10 protein-coding genes are annotated in these 18,655 nt (G+C 70.5%); 8 read left to right on the top strand and 2 right to left on the bottom strand.

Features of this window, described 5'->3' with window-relative positions:
* Window positions 1–75 precede the first annotated feature (75 nt).
* Window positions 76–1,215 (top strand): NAD(P)/FAD-dependent oxidoreductase, encoded by a 1,140-nt coding sequence (locus ABD817_RS38810; protein WP_344923461.1) that lies wholly within the window; start codon window positions 76–78, stop codon window positions 1,213–1,215.
* 97 nt (window positions 1,216–1,312) lie between these two features.
* Here the strand turns inward: ABD817_RS38810 and ABD817_RS38805 are convergent, their stop codons facing one another.
* The gene (locus ABD817_RS38805; RefSeq protein ID WP_425583463.1) at window positions 1,313–2,257 is read right to left on the bottom strand and encodes a helix-turn-helix transcriptional regulator; all 945 of its coding nucleotides are present in this window, start codon (window positions 2,255–2,257) and stop codon (window positions 1,313–1,315) included.
* 93 nt (window positions 2,258–2,350) lie between these two features.
* On the opposite strand from ABD817_RS38805, the gene ABD817_RS38800 reads away from it, so the two are divergent.
* A complete protein-coding gene (locus tag ABD817_RS38800; RefSeq protein WP_344923460.1) occupies window positions 2,351–3,577 on the top strand; it encodes an epoxide hydrolase family protein in 1,227 nt (408 codons plus the stop codon).
* Between the two features lie 178 nt (window positions 3,578–3,755).
* Here the strand turns inward: ABD817_RS38800 and ABD817_RS38795 are convergent, their stop codons facing one another.
* Window positions 3,756–4,985 (bottom strand): ROK family transcriptional regulator, encoded by a 1,230-nt coding sequence (locus ABD817_RS38795; RefSeq protein ID WP_344923459.1) that lies wholly within the window; start codon window positions 4,983–4,985, stop codon window positions 3,756–3,758.
* Window positions 4,986–5,081: 96 nt separating this feature from the next.
* Between ABD817_RS38795 and ABD817_RS38790 the strand changes: the two genes are divergently transcribed.
* The 6 genes from ABD817_RS38790 (at window position 5,082) to ABD817_RS38765 (ending at window position 18,496) form a co-directional block, all read left to right on the top strand.
* The gene (locus ABD817_RS38790; RefSeq protein ID WP_344923458.1) at window positions 5,082–5,945 is read left to right on the top strand and encodes a LacI family DNA-binding transcriptional regulator; all 864 of its coding nucleotides are present in this window, start codon (window positions 5,082–5,084) and stop codon (window positions 5,943–5,945) included.
* A 149-nt stretch (window positions 5,946–6,094) separates the two neighbouring features.
* Window positions 6,095–7,405 carry an ABC transporter substrate-binding protein gene (locus ABD817_RS38785; protein WP_344923457.1) on the top strand — a complete coding sequence of 437 codons (1,311 nt, stop codon included), beginning with the start codon at window positions 6,095–6,097 and terminating at the stop codon, window positions 7,403–7,405.
* A 63-nt stretch (window positions 7,406–7,468) separates the two neighbouring features.
* Window positions 7,469–8,362: a carbohydrate ABC transporter permease gene (locus ABD817_RS38780; RefSeq protein WP_344923456.1), complete on the top strand. Its 894-nt coding sequence runs from the start codon at window positions 7,469–7,471 to the stop codon at window positions 8,360–8,362.
* Window positions 8,359–9,192: a carbohydrate ABC transporter permease gene (locus tag ABD817_RS38775; RefSeq protein ID WP_344923455.1), complete on the top strand. Its 834-nt coding sequence runs from the start codon at window positions 8,359–8,361 to the stop codon at window positions 9,190–9,192. Before ABD817_RS38780 ends, ABD817_RS38775 begins: the two co-directional genes overlap by 4 nt.
* The gene (locus ABD817_RS38770; RefSeq protein ID WP_344923454.1) at window positions 9,189–11,831 is read left to right on the top strand and encodes a glycoside hydrolase family 2 protein; all 2,643 of its coding nucleotides are present in this window, start codon (window positions 9,189–9,191) and stop codon (window positions 11,829–11,831) included. The genes ABD817_RS38775 and ABD817_RS38770 overlap by 4 nt, the downstream gene beginning before the upstream one ends.
* Entirely contained in the window at window positions 11,828–18,496 is a 6,669-nt protein-coding gene (locus tag ABD817_RS38765; protein WP_344923453.1) for a discoidin domain-containing protein, read from the top strand. Before ABD817_RS38770 ends, ABD817_RS38765 begins: the two co-directional genes overlap by 4 nt.
* The last annotated feature ends 159 nt before the right edge of the window (window positions 18,497–18,655 follow it).

Raw genomic sequence — 18,655 nt, 5'->3', positions numbered from 1 at the left:
GGCGGTGTGGAGGTATGCGGCAGGTAGCGTGCAGATCATCGTACGGATGGGGCATCGCACCTACCGTTGCAAAGTATGCAGACAGTGGACGTACTGGTCGTGGGCGCGGGTCTGGCCGGACTGCATACGGCCCGCCTGCTCGCGTGGCGGGGACTGAACGTGATGGTGGTCGACCGTCGCAGGTCGCTGTCGGCGGGCATCCGCACGACAGGGATCTTCGTGCGCCGCACCCTCGATGACTTCGACGTGCCGGATCACCTGCTCGGGCCGGCTGTCCGGGATGTGCTGCTGTATCCGCCGTCGCGGCGGGCGCCGATCCGGCTCACCAGCGACCGGGACGAGTACCGCGTGGCCGACATGGCGGCCGTCTACGAGCACGCGCGCCGCGCGGCGGAATCGGCCGGGGCGCGGGTCCTCCTGGGCGTACGGTACGTCGACGCGTCGATGGGTCTCGTGCGGTTCGCGGACGCGGAACCGGTGACGGCCCGGTTCATCGTCGGCGCGGACGGCGCCCGCTCCCGGGTGGCCCGCGATCTCGGCCTTGATGTCAACCGGCGCTTCCTCGTCGGTGCCGAGATCGTCCACCCTGTCGCGTCGGGCACGACCACTCCGGCGTTCCACTGCGTGCTGGACCCCCGGATCGCTCCGGGGTACCTGGGATGGGTCATCGACGACGGCCGGAACGCGCATGTCGGCGTCGCGGGATATCCGGACGCGACGCGCACCGGCATCCGCCACCTGCTGGACGCCTTCGCCGCGGACGCGCCCGGCGGTACGACGCCTGCCGGGCCGGTCGAGCGCCGAGGCGGTCCGATCCCGGTCGGCGGTGTGCTGCGACGGCTGGCGTGCCCCGCCGGGCTGCTCGTCGGGGACGCGGCGGGCGCGGTGTCGCCGCTGACGGCCGGTGGGCTGGACCCGTGCCTCCGCATGTCGGAACTGGCCGCGGCGGTCACCGCCGGGTACCTGCGTACCGGCGACCAACGCGTGTTGAGCCGGTACGACGGGGGCGCGTTGCGGGCCCGGTTCCGGGGTCGGCTGCTGCTGCGCCGCGCGTTCGCCGGGATCCGGTCCCCCGCCGCGGCAGAGGCGGTGGTGACCGCGCTGCGCGGCCGTGCCGGCCGTGCCCTGGCGGCGCGGATCCTGTTCGGCGACGGCTCGTTTCCCGACGTCGACCCACGGCCGGTGGATCCGGCGATCGGCCACCCCCACCGGTGACCGCCCGCCGGGCCCGGCGGCACCACGTTCCGCCCGGCCCCGCCCGATCGAGCGGGATCTCCCGAGGTGAGGTCACGGTAGACGGCGGTCCGCCCGGTCAGGTCGCCCGTACGGCGTGCAGGCAGCGGGCGGCCTGGAGGCGCAGGGCGTCGAAGAGCTCGGGCGGGCCGTCGGCGAGGGTGAAGCCGACGTCCACCGACGTGATCATCCAGACGAGGGCGGACGGGGTCTCGGCGCCGACGTGCAGCAGGCAGCTGTGGTCGTCGACGGCCTCGACGACGCCCATGCCCGGCCAGACCCGGTCGGCCACGGCCTCGGCGGACGCGTGCAGGGTGACGGTCGCCCGGCACGGCCAGGTCCGCGACGACAGCCGGTGCGACAGGTAGGCGGCGACGTCACCGCCGGGAGGTCGCCGAGGGGCGAAGCGCGGGCCGGTGGGGACGCGGGGGGTGAGCCGGTCCACCCGGAAGGTGCGCCAGTCGTCGCGGCCGGTGTCCCAGGCCACGAGATACCAGTGCCGGCCGAAGCTGACCAGGCTGTGCGGCTCGACGGTCCGGACCGTACCGCCACCGCGGGGGCTGGTGTAGTCGAAGCGCAGCCGCTCGTGACGGCGGCACGCCTCGGCGATCACCATCAGCGTGTCCGGGCTCACCGTGGGGCCGGTTCCGCCGACCCGGACGGTGGCCGTGTGCAGGGTGTTGACCCGGTGGCGCAGCCGGGACGGCAGCACCTGCTCAAGTTTCGTCAGCGCCCGCAGCGAGGTCTCCTCAAGGCCCGCGACCGAGCCGCCCGCGGCCGTGCGCAGCCCGACCACCACGGCGACCGCCTCGTCGTCGTCGAGCAGCAGCGGCGGTAGCGAGGCACCGGCCCCCAGCCGGTAGCCGGCGGTGCCCTGGACGGCGTGCACGGGATAGCCGAACTCGCGCAGCCGCCCCACGTCCCTGCGGACCGTGCGCGTGGTGACGCCCAGCCGGTCGGCGAGCTCGGCTCCCGACCAGTCGTGACGGGTCTGCAGGAGCGACAGCAGTCTCAGCAGCCGCATGGAGGCGTTCGGCACGTTCTCAGGAGGCACGTTCTCAAGATTGCCGGATTCTTAGGACCGAATCCATCCTAAGAGGTCTCTACCGTCAGGGGCATGACGAACCCGAACGAGGACATTCGCCCCTTCCGTATTGACATCCCGCAGGCGGAGCTGGACGACCTGCGAGCCCGGCTGGCGAACACCCGCTGGCCGGACGAACTGCCGGGCGTCGGCTGGAGCCGAGGGGTGCCGCTGGACTACCTGAGGGAACTCGCCGAGTACTGGCGCACCCGCTACGACTGGCGGGCGCACGAGGCGGCGCTCAACGAGCACCCGCAGTACGTCACCACCGTCGACGGGCAGAACGTGCACTTCCTGCACGTGCGCTCCCCCGAACCGGACGCCCTGCCGCTGGTGCTGCTACACGGCTGGCCGGGCGGGGTCGTGGACTTCCTCGACGTCATCGGCCCGCTGTCGGACCCCCGCGCGCACGGCGGCGACCCCGCCACGGCCTTCCACCTGGTGATCCCTTCGCTGCCGGGGTTCGGGTTCTCCACCCCGCTGGCCGGACCGGGCATGAACGCGGCGAAGATGGCCGGCGTGCTCGTACGGCTGATGTCCCGTCTCGGGTACGAGCGCTACGGCGTGCAGGGCTACGACACCGGCTCGTGGGTCGCCCCGCACATGGGCACGCAGGCCCCCGGCCACGTCGTCGGCGTCCATGTCAACGCGATGATCACCTTCCCGGTGGGGGAGGAGGGCGAGATGGACGGGCTGTCCGAGGTCGAGCGGCGGCGCTGGCAGGCGATGCAGAGTTTCAACGACGGCTACCTGCAGTGCAACGCCAAGCGGCCGCAGACGGTGACGTACGGACTGCACGACTCACCTGTCGGCCAGCTCGCCTGGATCGTGGAGAAGTTCAAGGAGCTCACCGACCCCGGGGAGGGACTGCCCGAGGACAGTGTCGACCGCGACCGCATCCTGACCGACGTCTCGCTGTACTGGCTGACCGGCACAGCAGGACCGGCGGCGCAGATCTACTACGAGGAGATCTCCGCGGCGAGCTGGGGCGAGACCGGCGCCGACTGGACCACCGGCTCCGTGGACGAGGGTGTCGAGGACGAGGGCGAAGGCGCGGGCGGCTGGGCGGCGGCCCGGCGCGGCACGGTGCCGACCGGGGTGCTGGTCTCCGCCCATGACGTCACCATCCGCCGCTGGGCCGAGCGTGACCACAACGTCGTGCACTGGACCGAGCTCGGCAGGGGCGGCCATTTCCTCTCGATGGAGGCGCCGGACCTGTTGGCCGACGACGTGCGCGCCTTCTTCGAGAAGGTGCGCTGAGCGGGGCGCCACCACGCCCCTCGCGGCCACGCCGTCCCGTGACACCGACCGGCGGCGGCGTGGCCCGCGTCACGGACGGACCCGCGACGGGATTCCGGCCGCGTTACACCTGTGGCGCCCGGCGTCCGATGGACCAGGTCCGCCGGGGTGTGCGGCCCGCGACGGGGTCCCGGCCGCGCTACGCCTGTGGCGCGGCGACCTGCGGCCCGTGGCCGGGCGCGACGGATCCCTGCAGCACGAGGGCCGCCCCGCCGATGGCCGCGGCGTCGCGGGGGTTGCTCGACAGGTCGACCTCCACCGTGTGCACCCCCCGGGAGAAGGCCCGCTCCGCGAGGCGGCGGCGGATCTCGCTGACGTAGAGCGAGCCGGCGATGGCGAAGCCCGGCCCCGCGAGCACGAGGGTGTCGAGGTCCCAGAGGTTGGCGAGCGTGAGGGCGCCGTCGGCGAGGAGCAGAGCCGACTCGTCGACGAGCGCGCGGGCCTGCCCGTCGCCGTAGATCGCCGCGCGGGCGAGGAGGTCGAAGGCCCGCGCGTCCGGGTCGTCGGGGCGGATCCCCAGCCGGTCCGCGAGGTCCGGGGTGGCTCGGGCACGCTCGACGAGCGCGGAGGGCGCGGCGTACAGCTCGAGGCAGCCCCGGCCGCCGCAGCGGCACCGCTCACCGTCGCGGAGCACCGAGACGTGCCCGATCTCGCCCGCGTTGGAGCTCGCGCCGCGGTGGAGCGCGCCGTCGAGGACGACCCCCGAGCCGATTCCCGAGTTCATGTAGAGGCATCCGAAGGTCCGCTCCCGCGAGACCTGCCGCCCCCAGAACTCGCCGACGGCGGCTGCGGCGGCGTCGCTGTCGACGAGCACCGGGACGCCCAGCCTGAGGGTGAGGGCCTGGCCGAGGTCGAGGTCGGCCCACCGCTCCAGCCCCGGGAGCGCGAGGAACCTGCCCCGTGCCACGTCGACCGGACCCGGGCCGACGACGGCCAGCCCCGCGACGCTCTGCGGCGCCAGGCCCAGCCCCAGCGTGACGTCGTTGTAAAGTGCGGCCAGTTGGGCCACGATGTCCTCCGGCCCCTCGGCGGGGGTCACGGAGACGAGCTCGCGCCCGATCGTGCCGCCACGCGTGTCCGTCACGACGCACGTGATGGTGTCGGCCCCGACGCGGATCCCGACGCCGTATGCTGAGCGGGAGTTGATCACGAGCAGGGTCCGTGGCTTGCCCCCGGTCGCGACCGTGGCACCGGTCTCGCGCACGACGCCGTCGTCGATCAGGCGCCGGACGATGTTGGAGATCGTCGGCTGGGTCAGCCTGGTCGCCTCGACGAGCTCCACCCGGCTGATCGGCCCGGAGGACCGGATGAGGTCGACGACGAGCGCACGGCTCCCGGGCCCTGCGGCCGCGGACTCTCGTCGGGCCACACTCAACCGCCTCTCGCCCCGGCCGTACGTACGGCAGCACTACGTTACAGGGCACGAGGTTAGTTCACGCAGGCAGCGCACGAGGGAGGGGCACCGATGGTCGCGGCATCGACGGGCACGGAGACACGTCCGCGGACGGGTACGCCGGTGGGTCTCGCCCTCGTACGCGACGCCGAGGTGCTCGGTGCCGAGCCGTTCTTCCACGAGTTCATCGCGGGCATGGAGCGGGTCCTCGTCCCGCTGGGTGTGCCCGTGCTGCTGCAGGTGGTCGCCACCGTCCAGCAGGCGAGCGACCGGATGCGCGCGTGGGCGGACCAGGGGCAGGTGCAGGGGGTGATCCTGATCGACCTGCTGCCGGGCGACGAGCGGGTCGCGCTCGTCGGCGAGCTGGGCATGCCGGCCGTGGTCATCGGCGACCCGGTCACCGCCGGGGGGTTGCCGGCGGTGTGGACGCAGGACGAGGTGGCGATGCGCGACGTCGTCGCCGCGCTGGTCGCGGGCGGGCACACGCATCTCGGCCATGTCGCCGGTCCGGCGGAGATGGCGCACACGATCATCCGCCGCCGCACGTTCCACGCGGTCGCGTCGGAGCACGGGGTGCGGACGACGACGTTCGACGGCGACTACTCCGAGGCGGCCGGGGTGCGTGCCGTCACCGCGCTCGCGGGGATCGACGACCGGCCGACGGCGCTGGTCTTCGACAACGACGTCATGGCGCTCGGCGCGCTGCACGAGGCGCGCCGTCTCGGCCTGGGGGTCCCCTCCGACCTGTCCCTGGTGGCGTGGGACGATTCGGCTCTGTGCCAGCTCGCGGAGCCGCCGCTCAGCGCCGTCAGCCATGACGTGCAGGCACTCGGTGAGCTGGTCGGCGACGCCGTGGCCGAGGTTCTGGCGGGGGTGACGCCGCGTGTGATCACGGCCGCGCCGGCGACGCTCGTCGTCCGCGGTTCGAGCATTTAATAGATTACTAATCTTTCTTATTGACTTTAGGACTTCCCGTCCTGCACGCTGTGGTGCGAGCAGCCTCCGCAATCTCCACGCAACCCATGAGTAACTCCCGGGACACACGCTTCCCGACCACCCCCCGGAACATGAGCAAAGGAAGCCCCATGCACCGCACCACGCCTCGGGCCATACGCGGGGTGGCCGCGTTCGCCGCCGGAGCCCTACTTCTCTCCCTCGCCGCCTGCGGCTCCGACGAACCCTCGGCGCCCGCGGCGAACGACGGCGGTTCCATCGACGTCGTCACCCGCTGGACGGCGGGCAACTCGGCCGCCGCGGCCCAGAAGCGCGTCTTCGACGCGTTCACCGCGGAGACGGGCATCAAGATCAACCTCACCGAGGGCCTGGAGGCCATCGACGACCAGGTGGAGACCGCCGTGGCGGCGGGCAAGTCCCCCGACCTGGTGATCGTGAACCTGTTCGACAAGACGGTGGGCTGGCTGGACGCGGGCGTCACGGTCCCCGTCGACCAGTACGTCAAGGACTGGGGCCTCGCCGACAAGATGAAGCCGCAGGCCCTCGACGAGTGGCGGGTCGGCGGCGTGGCCGGCGGCCAGATCCAGGGCCTGCCGTTCTCCGGGTTCAGCTGGCCGCTCTGGTACAACACCGAGCTGCTGACCAAGGCCGGCGTCGCGGAGGTCCCGAAGACCACCGAGGAGCTCATCGCCGCCGCCAAGAAGCTGCGCGCCTCGGGCGTCGGGCCCGTCGCCGTCGGCGGCAACGACTGGAGCGGGCAGAAGCTCTTCTACCAGATCTCGCAGTCGTTCACCGACGCCGCGACGATGCAGAAGGTCATGAAGGAGGGCGGCTACTGCGCGACGCCGTCGGTCATGAACGGCATCAAGCTCTTCACCGACCTGCGCGACGCCAAGGTGTTCGTCGACAACGTCGCCGGCCTCAGCGCCGACGACATGTACGCCTCCTACTACTCCGGCAAGGCCGCGATCATGTCCGCGGGCTCGTGGGCGTACACGGAGTCGAAGGCCGCGGGTACCGGCATCGAGACGCGCACGGCCCTCGGCGGCCTCCCCGTCCCGGACGGCTCGGCCTACCCGAAGCCCACGGCCTACCAGGGCTTCACCGGCGTCGGATTCATGATCACGAAGCAGGGCGCCGAGCCCGACAGGATCGACAAGGTCCGCCGGCTCGTGACGAAGTTCTACGACCAGCCGATCGTCGGTGACTTCGTCAAGGACGCCAGCATCCTGCCCCCGGTCACCGGCGACTTCGCCTCGTTCGCGACCGACCCGCTGCTGAAGTCCTCGCTCGGCCTCGACGCCGAGGTCGACTACGCGGTCCTGCCCGACGTCTGGATCGGCTCCGCGTCCGACCCGATCACCCAGGTCCTGACCGGGGCCTACGGCGAGGCGACCCCGCAGGAGATCTGCGCGAGCCTCGACACCGCCACCAAGGGCTGAGGTCCGATCGCCGAGTGGGGCCGCCGTGCCGGGCGGCCCCACCCTGCCCTAAGGAAACGCACGATGTCATTGACCGGCCCTCGCGCGCGGTCGCCCCGGGTCCTCTGGCTGACCACCCCGTCTCTCGTGTGGTTCGCCGTCTTCTCGGTCGGTCCGCTCGCCGCCATGTTCGTCATCGCCACGCTGCGGTGGAAGGGGCTGCTGTACGAGCCCACGTACGTCGGCCTGGAGAACATCGGACGCGTCCTCGCCGACCCGACGTTCCACGCCGCGGTGCGCAACAGCGTGATCCAGGTCGCCGTCGCGATCCCGGTGATGATCCCGCTCGCCTTCATGCTCGGCTACCACCTCAACACCAGGCCGCGCGGCTACCGGATCCTGTCGGTGCTCTACTTCTCGCCGGGCCTCATCTCGATCTCCATGACCGGGATGATCTTCTACGGGGTGCTCTCCCCGAACGGCGGGGTGAACGGCCTGCTGCGCGGCCTCGGCCTCGACTCCTGGGCCACCGCCTGGCTCGCCGACCCGAGCACCGCGCTGCCGAGCCTCATCGCGATCGACCTCTGGCGGGGCATCGGCTGGACCGCGGTGCTGTTCTCCGCCCGCCTGGCGAGCCTGCCTGCCGAGGTGATCGAGGCGGCCCAGATCGACGGCGCCGGACGGCTGCGCATCATGTGGCGGATCGCCTTCCCGATGGTCAAGGACTACGTCCGCACGCTGGCGATGTTGCAGTTCCTCTGGACGCTGTTCACCTCGGCCGCCCTCATCCTCCTGCTCACCAAGGGCGGCCCCGGCACCTCGTCGACCACGTTGTCGTACCTGGTCTACGCCAAGGCGTTCTCCCAGCGGGACCTCGGCTACAGCCAGGTCGTCGGCGTCGCGCTGCTCATCCTCGGCGTCGCCGGGATGTTTCTCATCCGCGCGTTGCTGCGCGGTTCGGAGGAGGACTCCCGATGAACGAGCCACGCCGCCGCACCCGCACCCCGCTGGCGACCGTCCTGTCCTGGTCGTACGCGCTGATCCTCGGGGCCCCGCTGTACTACCTCGTGGTCAGCGCCCTGAAGTCCAACATCGAGATCTTCACCCGGCCGTTCTCGCTGCCGGCGAACTGGTTGTGGGAGAACTTCGGCACCGCCTGGCAGACCGCCGACCTGGGGCGCGCCCTGTTCAACTCCGTCCTCGTCTCGCTCGTGGCCGTCGCGCTGACGCTGGGTCTGGCGGTGCCCGCGGCGTACGCGCTGGCCCGGACGGACAACCGGCTCGCCCGGGTGATCACGGGCACGTTCTCCGCCGGGTTCCTCATCCCGCCGTTCGCCGCGCTCATCCCCACGGTGGTCCTCGCGATCGAGATGGGGCTCTACGGCACCCGCGAGTTCCAGATGCTGTTCCTGCCCGCGAGCGCGCTCCCGCTGTCGGTGCTCCTCCTCACGCAGTTCATGCGCACGGTGCCGCAGGCACTGGTGGAGTCGGCCGCCCTCGACGGCGCCGGGCACTGGCGGCTGCTGACCCAGGTCTTCGTGCCCATCGCGATGCCCGGCGTCGTCAGCGTGACGATCCTCCAGCTCCTCACGTTCTGGAACGAGTACCTGTTCTCCCTCACCATCACCGGCACCGGCCCGGACGTGCGGACGGTCCAGGTCGCGCTGCCGACGCTCGTCTCCGACGCGACCAACCTCGGCGTTCTCGCCGCCGGCACCGTACTCACCGTCCTGCCGGTGTACGTCGTCTATTCGATCATGAACCGTCGTATGCAAGAAGCACTCACCGCAGGGGCAGTCAAGGGATGACGCAGATCACCACGCAGGTAACGACCTCCGCCGCCACCCGGCTCGACCTCGGTGGTGAGTGGGAGCTGACCTGGTCGGCGGGCCCGGACGGCGTCCCCGGCACTGTCCCCGGCACTGCCCTCGGCGGTGTCCTCGGCGATGTCCCGGAGGCCGTCCGCACGGCGGCCATCCCGGCGCGGGTGCCCGGCGAGGTGCACACGGCGCTCCTCGCGGCCGGTCTCATCACCGATCCCGACGTCGGGTGGGGCGAGCTGGCCCAGCGGTGGGTCGGCCACTCCCACTGGGTCTACCGGCGCCGCTTCCAGTGGTCGCCGACGCCCGGGGCCCGCACCGACCTCGTGGCCGACGGCCTCGACACGATCGCCGACGTCCACGTCAACGGCCGGCGGGTCGGGGTCGCGCGTGACCAGCACCTGGCGTACCGGTGGCGGGTGGACGACGTCCTCCTGCCGGGCGACAACGTCGTCGAGGTGCGCTTCGCCTCGGCGTGGGAGGCCGCCCGCGAGCACGAGCGCGCGCACGGCCCCCTGCCGAGCCCGTACGACGAGCCCTACGCGCACGTGCGCAAGGCCGCGGCCAACTTCGGCTGGGACTGGGGACCGCACTACGTCACCGCCGGTATCTGGCGTGACATCCGGCTGGAGACCTACACCGGCAGGATCGACCACGTCCGGCCGCTCGTCGACCTCGACCCCGGCCACGCCGTCGCCCACGTGACGGCGCACGTGCGCGTGGACGCGCCCGAGGGTTCCGAGGTGCGCGTCGAGCTGACCGATCCGGCCGGTCGGCGGGCCGGGTCGGTCGCCGGTACGGTCGCCGGGGACGAGGCGGTGATCGTCCTGCGCGTCGACGACCCCGACCTGTGGTGGCCGGTCGGCCTCGGCGCGCAGCCGCTGTACCGCCTCCACGTGGAGCTTGAGCACGACGGTGTGACGCTCGACTCCACCGCCGTCCGGGTGGGCCTGCGCAGCGTCGCGGTCGAGGAGACCCCCGACCCGCTCGGGACGCGCTGGGCGCTTGTCGTCAACGGCCGGACCGTGCGGGTGCGCGGCTACAACTGGATCCCCGACGACACCCTCGCCAGCCGTGCCACGCCCGAACGGGTGGCGCACCGGATCGACCAGGCCGTCGCGGGGAACGCGAACCTCCTGCGCGTCTGGGGCGGAGGTCACTTCGCGACGGAAGAGTTTCTTGACGCCTGTGATGAGCGCGGTGTCCTGGTATGGCACGATTTCCTCTTCGCGTGTGCCGCGTACAGCGAGGACGACGAGATGGTCGAGCTGGTGACCGCCGAGGCGGAACAGGCCGTCGCGCGGATGTCGGCCCACCCGAGCCTGGTGCTGTGGTGCGGCGGCAACGAGACGGTCCTCGGCTGGCACCACTGGGGATGGGCCGACCAGATCGGGGTGCGCGGGTGGGGAGCGCGCTACTACCTCGACGTGCTGCCCGGCGTCCTGGCCCGCCTGGACCCGACACGGCCCTACGTGCCCAACTCGCCCTGGTCGGGCACCGTCGAGCGGGATCCGCTCGCCGACACGCACGGCCTGAGCCACCTGTGGGACGCCTGGAACGAGCGCGACTACGCCCACTACCGCTACCACGACCCGGCGTTCGTCGCGGAGATGGGCTGGTGCGCTCCCCCCGCGTGGACCACGCTCGGACGCGTCGTCGTGGGCGAGACGCCCGGACCCGACTCCCCGCAGACCCGCCACCACCTGCGCGCGATCGACGGGGTGCACAAGCTCACCCGCGGCCTCCAGCCGCACGTGCCCACCCCCCGCGACGACGCCGACTGGCACTTCGCGACCCAGGTGGTCCAGGCCCGCGCCGTCTCGGCCGGCGCCGAGTGGCTGCGCTCGCGCGAGCGCTGCGGCGGGGTCGTCGTCTGGCAGCTCAACGACTGCTGGCCGGTGATCAGCTGGTCGGCCGTCGACAGCGCGGGCATCGAGAAGCCCCTCTGGCACGCCCTGCGCCACGCGTTCGCCCCCCGGCTGGCCACGATCCAGCCGGTCAGCCCCGGACCGACCCACGACCCCACCGGCGACGAGGGCCTCGTGCTCGTACTCGTGAACGACACGGACGCCGACTGGCGCCCCGACGTCCTCGTACGACGGGTCGGGCTGGACGGCCACGAGCACGCGCGAACGCGGGCGCGGGCCGTCTGCCCGGCCGGCGGCCTCGTCCGGCTCGCCGTCGACCCCGCGATCTGCCTGCCCGCCGACCCTCGGGCCGAGATGCTCGTCGTCGACGCCGACGGGGTGCGGACCACCTGGACCTATCGCCCGGAGCGGGAACTGGCGGCCCCGCGACCGGAGCACACCGTCGACGTCACCGTCGTCGACGGCGCACTGCACGTCGCGGTCACCGCGGTGACCCTGCTGCGCGACGTGTGCGTGTTCGCCGACCGGCTCGCTGAGCCGCTCGGCCTGGAGCCGCCCTCGCTCGTCGTGGACGACGCCCTCGTCACCCTCCTGCCGGGCGAGAGACACGTATTCCGAATCACCCGTCGAGACGGCGGCGCGATCTCCCCGGACCGCGCCGCCGCTCTCCCCAGTGCCCTGTTCGATCTGTCGGTCCGGTCCTTCGGCGAGGTCACCGGCCCCATAGGGAAGTCGATTCGCAACAAAGGAACCTCATGAAACTCCGAAGGACCCTGAGAGTCGCGCTCGGCGCGATACTGAGCGCCGCCGTGGTCACAGCGGCGGCGGTGCCGTCGATCGCGGCGGCGCAGGTGACGACCCAGGCCGGCCGCCAGATCCACGTGGCCAAGGACGGCAAGGACACGAATGCCGGTACGGCGGCCGAACCGTACCTGACGATCAACCACGCGGCGCAGGAGGCGCAGCCCGGTGACACGGTGGTCGTCCACGCCGGGCTGTACCGCGAGACGGTCAAGCCCGCGCGCGGCGGCACCGACGAGGACTCCCGCATCACCTACACCAACGCCGGCGACGGCGAGGTGGTCGTCAAGGGCTCGGAGGAGATCGACACCTGGGCCCAGCACAGCGGCGACGTCTGGAAGGTCACGCTGCCGGCCACCTTCTTCGGCGACTACAACCCGTACGCCACCGGGCAGCCGCAGGGCGGCGAGGGCGGCTTCTTCCCCGGCTACACCGCCGGTGACGTCTACCTGAACGAGCAGGCCTACTACGAGAAGGCGTCGCTGGCCGCCGTGCAGTCGGCGGCGGGCACCTGGTTCACCCAGGTGTCCGGTGGCAACACCATCATCTACGCCAACTTCGACGGCGCCGACCCGAACGCCAAGCTGGCGGAGATCAACGTGCGCCGCCAGGTGTTCGCGCCCGACGCGTGGGGCCTGGGCTACATCACCGTGCGCGGCTTCACCGTCAAGCACGCGGCCGGCACCTACTCCGACTTCCCGAGCAGTCCCTCCCGGCGGCAGGCGGGCGCCATCAGCGTCAACGGCGGCCTGAAGTGGATCATCGAGCAGAACACCGTCGTCAACGCGCGCACGATCGCGATCGACATCGGCCTCGGCTGTGACGAATGGGCCGGTAACCGGCCCGGCCAGACCCGGACGCACTTCCGCGACACCGCCAAGTACGGCTCGCACATCGTCCGCAACAACTACATCGCGAAGGCCGGCCAGTCCGGCATCGCCGGTGTCTTCTCCTGGAACTCCGAGCTTCTGTACAACCTCATCGAGGACACGAACTACCGTGGCGAGTTCAGCGGCGCGGAGACGGCCCCGATCAAGGTTCACTACATGAACGAGGGGCTCATCAAGGGCAACTACCTCAAGAACTCCAAGGGCGGCAACTCCGCTGGCATCTGGACGGACTGGGGCAACCAGAACGTCCGCGTCACCGGCAACATCGTGCTGAACAGCCCGTGGGGCTACTACGCCGAGGCCGTCCACGGCCCGATCCTCGTGGACAACAACGTCTTCATCGGCAACAGCGACATCCGGATGCTGGACGCCACCGGCGTCGTGTACGCCAACAACATGTTCATCGACAACGGTCGCATCGCGGTGGACGGCGGCGGCCGGGACAACTACTACTTCGCGCCCGGCACGATGAACGAGACGAGCGCGCCCAACCCGGTCCAGAAGTTCTTCTGGTACAACAACCTGGTCCAGGGCTCGACGCTGCCGAACGACGCGACCGGCAAGACGCACGTCAAGGAGGGCAACTCCACCGGCGTCCTGTCCGACGTCCAGGTCACCGCGACCAACCGGGAGATGAAGCTCGGCTTCGACCTCGACGCCTCCGGCATCAGCGGCCTGACGCCCGCCACCAAGGCGAGGGTCGGGATCATCCCGCTCGCGAACGAGAGCATCGCCGCCGACGTGACCACCGACTTCTTCGGTGAGCCGGTCAACGCCGGGAACATGATGGCCGGACCGTTCGCCGCCGCGAAGGACGGCGCCAACTCCTTCACGCTGTGGCCCCCGGCGGGCCAGACCGTGCCGGAGCCACCGGCGCCGCCGACCGACGTCCCGGTCAACCTGTCGCGGGGCCCCGACGCCAAGGCCGTCGCCTCCTACGAGGACGCCAACCTGCTCGCCAAGAACGCGATCGACGGCAACGGCTCCTCGCGCTGGTCGAGCGACCACAGCAACGACCCCAACGCCTGGATCCACGTCGACCTCGGCGACGAGTACGACGTGTCCAGGGCCGTCCTGTCCTGGGAGGCGGCCTACGCGAAGGCGTACAAGATCCAGATCTCGGGCGACGGCGAGCGGTGGGAGGACGCCTTCTCCACCACGACCGGCGCCGGCGGCGTCGAGACCGTACAGATCAGGAAGAAGGCCCGCTACGTCCGCATGCAGGGCGTCCTGCCGCAGACGCAGTACGGATACTCCCTGTACGAGTTCGAGATCTACGGCACCCCCGTCGTGCCGGAGGTCCCGGTCAACCTCGCGCTGAACCTGGCGCCGTCGGCGTACACGGCGTCGTCGCAGTCCAACGACGGCAGCGGCGAGACCAACAGCCAGCCGCAGAACGACCGCTCCGCCTTCCGCGCGTTCGACGGCAACACCGCCACCCGCTGGGGCTCCAACGGCGGCGACAACCACTGGATCCAGGTCGACCTCGGCAAGTCGTACGTCCTCGACAAGGTCGTGCTCAAGTGGGAGGCCGCCTACGCCTCGGCGTACAAGATCCAGACGTCGGAGGACGGCAGCGCCTGGAAGGACGCCCACTCCCACGACGACTCCGCGCCCACCGGCGACCACGTCGACGAGATCGCGCTCGACCCGGCGGCGGAGGGACGCTACGTCCGCGTGCAGGGCACCAAGGCGGCGACCCAGTGGGGCCTGTCGCTCTGGGAGTTCGAGGTGTACGGCGCGGTGAAGCCGGCCGACACCGCCCCGAACTGGCCGGCGTCGGCGCAGCTCCAGGTGAGCGAGATCGCGGCCACCGGAGCGAAGGTCACCTGGCCCGCCGCGGCCGACAACCAGGCGGTCACCGGCTACAAGGTCTACCTCGGCCAGCAGCTGAAGGGCACACTGGCGGCGGACGCGCGCACCTACGCCGTGACGGGACTGGCCGCCGGCCGGACCTACAGCGTGAAGGTGACGGCGCTCGACGCGGCGGGCAACGAGAGCCAGGGCCTGACGAAGACCTTCACGACGCCCGGCAACCCGGCGACGAGGGCGCTGTCCACCTCCTACCCGCGCACCTACGCGGACTGGGAGGAGGGCCTGCTCGCGGGCGACGGCAAGCAGGGCATCATCGTCTTCGGCGACCCGCGTGACGAGACGGTCGTCTTCAACGACCGGGACTTCTTCATGGCGCGGTCGGAGAACCGTCCCCACCGGACGTTCAACACCGTCAGCGCGGAGAACATCAAGAAGATCCGGGACCTGCTGATCGCCGGCAAGTACCGGGAGGCCAACCAGCTCGCGGCCGACGTGCAGGGCTACCAGGGCGGCGGCGAGGGCAGCAAGCACCCCGGCTTCAAGATGACCCTCCAGACGCCTGCCGCCGGCGAGGTCACCAACTACGTCCGGTCCACCGACTACTCCTCGGGCGTCGTCTCGGTGAACTGGACCGACGACAAGGGCGACTGGAAGCGCGACGCCTTCGTCTCGCAGACCGACGGCGTCACCGTCCAGCACCTGCCGGCCCCGGCCGGGCAGAAGCTCGACGTCAGGCTCGGCCTGTCCATCGACCCCGGGATGAACCTGCTCAACAAGGGCATCACAGCCGTCAACGCCTCCACCGTCGACTACCTCAACCTGCGGGTGAAGTACCCGAACGGCAGCTACAACGCCGGGTACGAGGGCGTCACGCGGATCGTGACGGACGGCGTCAAGACGATGGCCGGTACCGACGTGCAGGTCACCGGCGCGACCTACGTGACGCTGCTGTCGCTGACCCAGCGCTACGACGGCACCTACGAGGGTGGCGTGCCCGCCGAGCAGGACTGGAACAAGAAGCTCCTCCAGGCGAAGCTCGCGGCGCTCTCCGGCGACTACCCGACGCTCCTGAACCGCCACGTCACCAAGCACAGCGAGATGTTCAACCGGGTCTCCGTCGACTTCGGGGCGAGCCCCGAGGACCGCTCGAAGTCCAACGAGGAACTGCTCGCCCAGCAGAAGACCGCGACCACGCCGAACCTGGCGCTGTTCGAGCGCATGTTCAACTCCGGCCGCTACCACCTGATCGGTTCGAGCAGCGCGACGGCCCCGCCCGACCTGCTCGGCAACTGGACCGGTGACAGCAACGTCGGCTGGGACGGCTACTACCACCTGGACGCCAACCTCAACCTGCAGATCTCCGGTGGCAACATCGGCAACCTGCCGGAGGTGATGGCCGGCTACTGGTCGATCAACAAGGCGTGGCAGAAGGACTTCCGGACCAACGCCCAGAAGCTGCTCGGCACCCGGGGCATGCTGACGGGCGGCAACACGCCCAACGGCGAGGGCCTCATCTCCAACATCAACTTCGACTACCCGTACCAGTACGTCACGGGCGGCGAGTCGTGGCTGCTCTACCCGTTCTGGGAGCAGTACCAGATCACCGGCGACAGGAAGTTCCTGGAGGAGCAGTACTATCCGCTGATCAGGGACATGGGTGACTTCTACCAGGACTTCCTCGTCGAGAAGGACGCCAACGGCAAGTACATCTTCGCCGGGTCCATCTCGCCGGAGAACCGGCCGGCCGGCGGCGTGCCGCTCTCGGTCAACTCGGTGTACGACATCGCCGGTGCCCGGTTCGCGCTCTCGACCCTGATCGAGACGAGCAAGACGCTCGGCAAGGACCAGGACAAGATCGCGCTCTGGCAGGAGAAGCTCGACAACCTGCCGCCGTACCTGATCAACAACGACGGCGCGCTCGCCGAGTGGGCCTGGCCCGACCTGGCGGACAAGAACGCCTACCAGCACCGGCACTCCAGCGGCCTGATGCCCGTCTGGCCGTACCGCGAGGTGACGCCGGAGAAGAACAAGGCGCAGTACGACGCGGCCAAGGTGTTCCTGCAGAAGAAGGACGGCGGCAGCTACGAGAACGCCGGTCACGGCCTGCTGCACGGCGCGCTGATCGCCGCCAACCTGAACAACGCCGAATCCGTCAACGCGAAGCTGATGCGGTTCGCCAGGGACGACTACTACTACAGCAGCCTGTCGACGTCGCACTACAACAACAAGGGCGTGTTCGCCACCGACGTCGTCAACTCCGTACCGACGATCATGATGGAGATGCTGGCCACGACCGACCCCGGCACGCTGGAACTGCTTCCCGCGCTGCCCAAGGGCCTGAAGAAGGGCTCCATCTCCGGCATGCTGGGCAAGAGCCGGTTCAGCATCGACGACCTCGACTGGGACATGGACACCCACAAGGTGAAGGTGACGCTCACCTCCGACGTCGACCAGAACCTCACCCTGATCCAGCGCGCCGGCATCGAGCAGATCACCGGCGCCGGTGTCCAGATCCAGAACTCGCCGCTCGGCGAGATCGCCCGTGTCCTTCCCCTGAAGAAGGACCAGACGGTCACGCTCGACCTCACCCTGAAGGACACCTCGCGGGTCAACCTGGCCCTGAACAAGCCCGCGACCGCCCTCTCGCAGTCCAGCGCCGACCAGTCGGCAGCGAAGGCGTTCGACGGCGACCCGGCCTCCCGCTGGGCCGCCGGTGAGAGCGCCGACAACTGGCTCCAGGTGGACCTGGGCGGCATCTACGCCCTGACCGAGGTCGACCTGCGCTGGGAGGACTCCTACGCCAAGCGCTACAAGCTCCAGGTGTCGATCGACGGCAAGGCCTGGAAGGACATCCACACCCAGGCCAACTCCTCCGGTGGCACCGAGAGGATCCCGGTGAACGCGCTGGGCCGCCACGTGCGGATGCAGGGCGTGGAGAAGTCCGGCCAGTGGGGTTACTCGCTCTACGAGATGGAGGTCTACGGCCAGGAGGCGCCGAACATCGCCCTCGGCAAGACGGCCACCGCGTCGTCGGCGTCCAACGCCCAGCAGACGGCGATCGCCGCCTTCGACGGTGACGGCACCACCCGCTGGGGCGCGAGCGAGTCGGCCGACAACTGGCTCCAGGTGGACCTGGGTGACACCTACACCGTCCACCAGGTCGCCATCGACTGGGAGGACTCCTACGCCAAGGGGTACAAGCTGCAGACCTCGCCCAACGGTGAGACGTGGACCGACCGGTTCACCGAGACCAACGGCAACGGCGGCACCGACCTCATCGACCTGAACGCCGACACCCGCTACATCCGGATGCAGGGCACCGCGAAGTCCGGCCAGTGGGGCTACTCGATCTACGAGATGAAGGTCTACGGCGCTCTCCCGGACAGCGGGGCCACCATCCTCGTCTCCGGGGTCACCGACGGCACCGAGTACGGCAACAGCCAGGACGTGACCATCGCCTGGGAGGTCGCCGGCACCGGCGTCAAGACCGTGACCGGCACGCTGGACGGCCGGCCGTTCACGTCCGGGACCGTCCAGCAGCTCCACAAGCTGGCCCTGGGCGAGCACACGCTCACCGTCACCGTCGCGACCCAGTCCGGCGGCACGTACGAGCAGTCGGTGAAATTCACCACCGTCACCTCGACCGACGAGATCTCCGCCCTGATCGAGCGCTTCCAGGCCGTCAGCCAGCTGTCGCCCACCGGCGCCGCGAAGCTCCAGGACAAGATCTCCAAGGTCATGGTCTCCGAGGACAAGGAGCGCGAGCGCGACAAGAAGAAGATCGTCAAGAAGCTCGACCGCTTCATCGAGGCGGCCAACGACCCGAAGACCGTCTCCGACGCGGCGGTGAGGGCGACGCTCATCCGCGACGCCAACGCGCTGATCGTGGAGAACGGCGGTACGCCCGTCCAGGCGTGACCGGGGGTGCCGGGCCTCCATCCCGGCACCCTTCCTGACCGGACCACCAGGGGTGCCCCGCGATCCGCGGGGCACCCCTCTCGCGTTCCGCGCCGGGAACCCGTGGGCGTTGCCGAGCGAGTGATCCGAGGCCCGGTCGGCCTCCCCGGGGACGCGAGG

This window comes from Streptosporangium oxazolinicum (genome assembly GCF_039537505.1).
Lineage (GTDB): Bacteria > Actinomycetota > Actinomycetes > Streptosporangiales > Streptosporangiaceae > Streptosporangium > Streptosporangium oxazolinicum.
This window is presented reverse-complemented; position numbering and strand designations above follow the sequence as displayed.

Coding starts and splice junctions, on each gene's coding strand:
- ABD817_RS38810 (WP_344923461.1), top strand. CDS start 76: ATGCAGACAGTGGACGTACTGGTCGTGGGCGCGGGTCTGGCCGGACTG.
- ABD817_RS38805 (WP_425583463.1), bottom strand. CDS start 2,257: ATGCGGCTGCTGAGACTGCTGTCGCTCCTGCAGACCCGTCACGACTGG.
- ABD817_RS38800 (WP_344923460.1), top strand. CDS start 2,351: ATGACGAACCCGAACGAGGACATTCGCCCCTTCCGTATTGACATCCCG.
- ABD817_RS38790 (WP_344923458.1), top strand. CDS start 5,082: ATGGTCGCGGCATCGACGGGCACGGAGACACGTCCGCGGACGGGTACG.
- ABD817_RS38785 (WP_344923457.1), top strand. CDS start 6,095: ATGCACCGCACCACGCCTCGGGCCATACGCGGGGTGGCCGCGTTCGCC.
- ABD817_RS38780 (WP_344923456.1), top strand. CDS start 7,469: ATGTCATTGACCGGCCCTCGCGCGCGGTCGCCCCGGGTCCTCTGGCTG.
- ABD817_RS38775 (WP_344923455.1), top strand. CDS start 8,359: ATGAACGAGCCACGCCGCCGCACCCGCACCCCGCTGGCGACCGTCCTG.
- ABD817_RS38770 (WP_344923454.1), top strand. CDS start 9,189: ATGACGCAGATCACCACGCAGGTAACGACCTCCGCCGCCACCCGGCTC.
- ABD817_RS38765 (WP_344923453.1), top strand. CDS start 11,828: ATGAAACTCCGAAGGACCCTGAGAGTCGCGCTCGGCGCGATACTGAGC.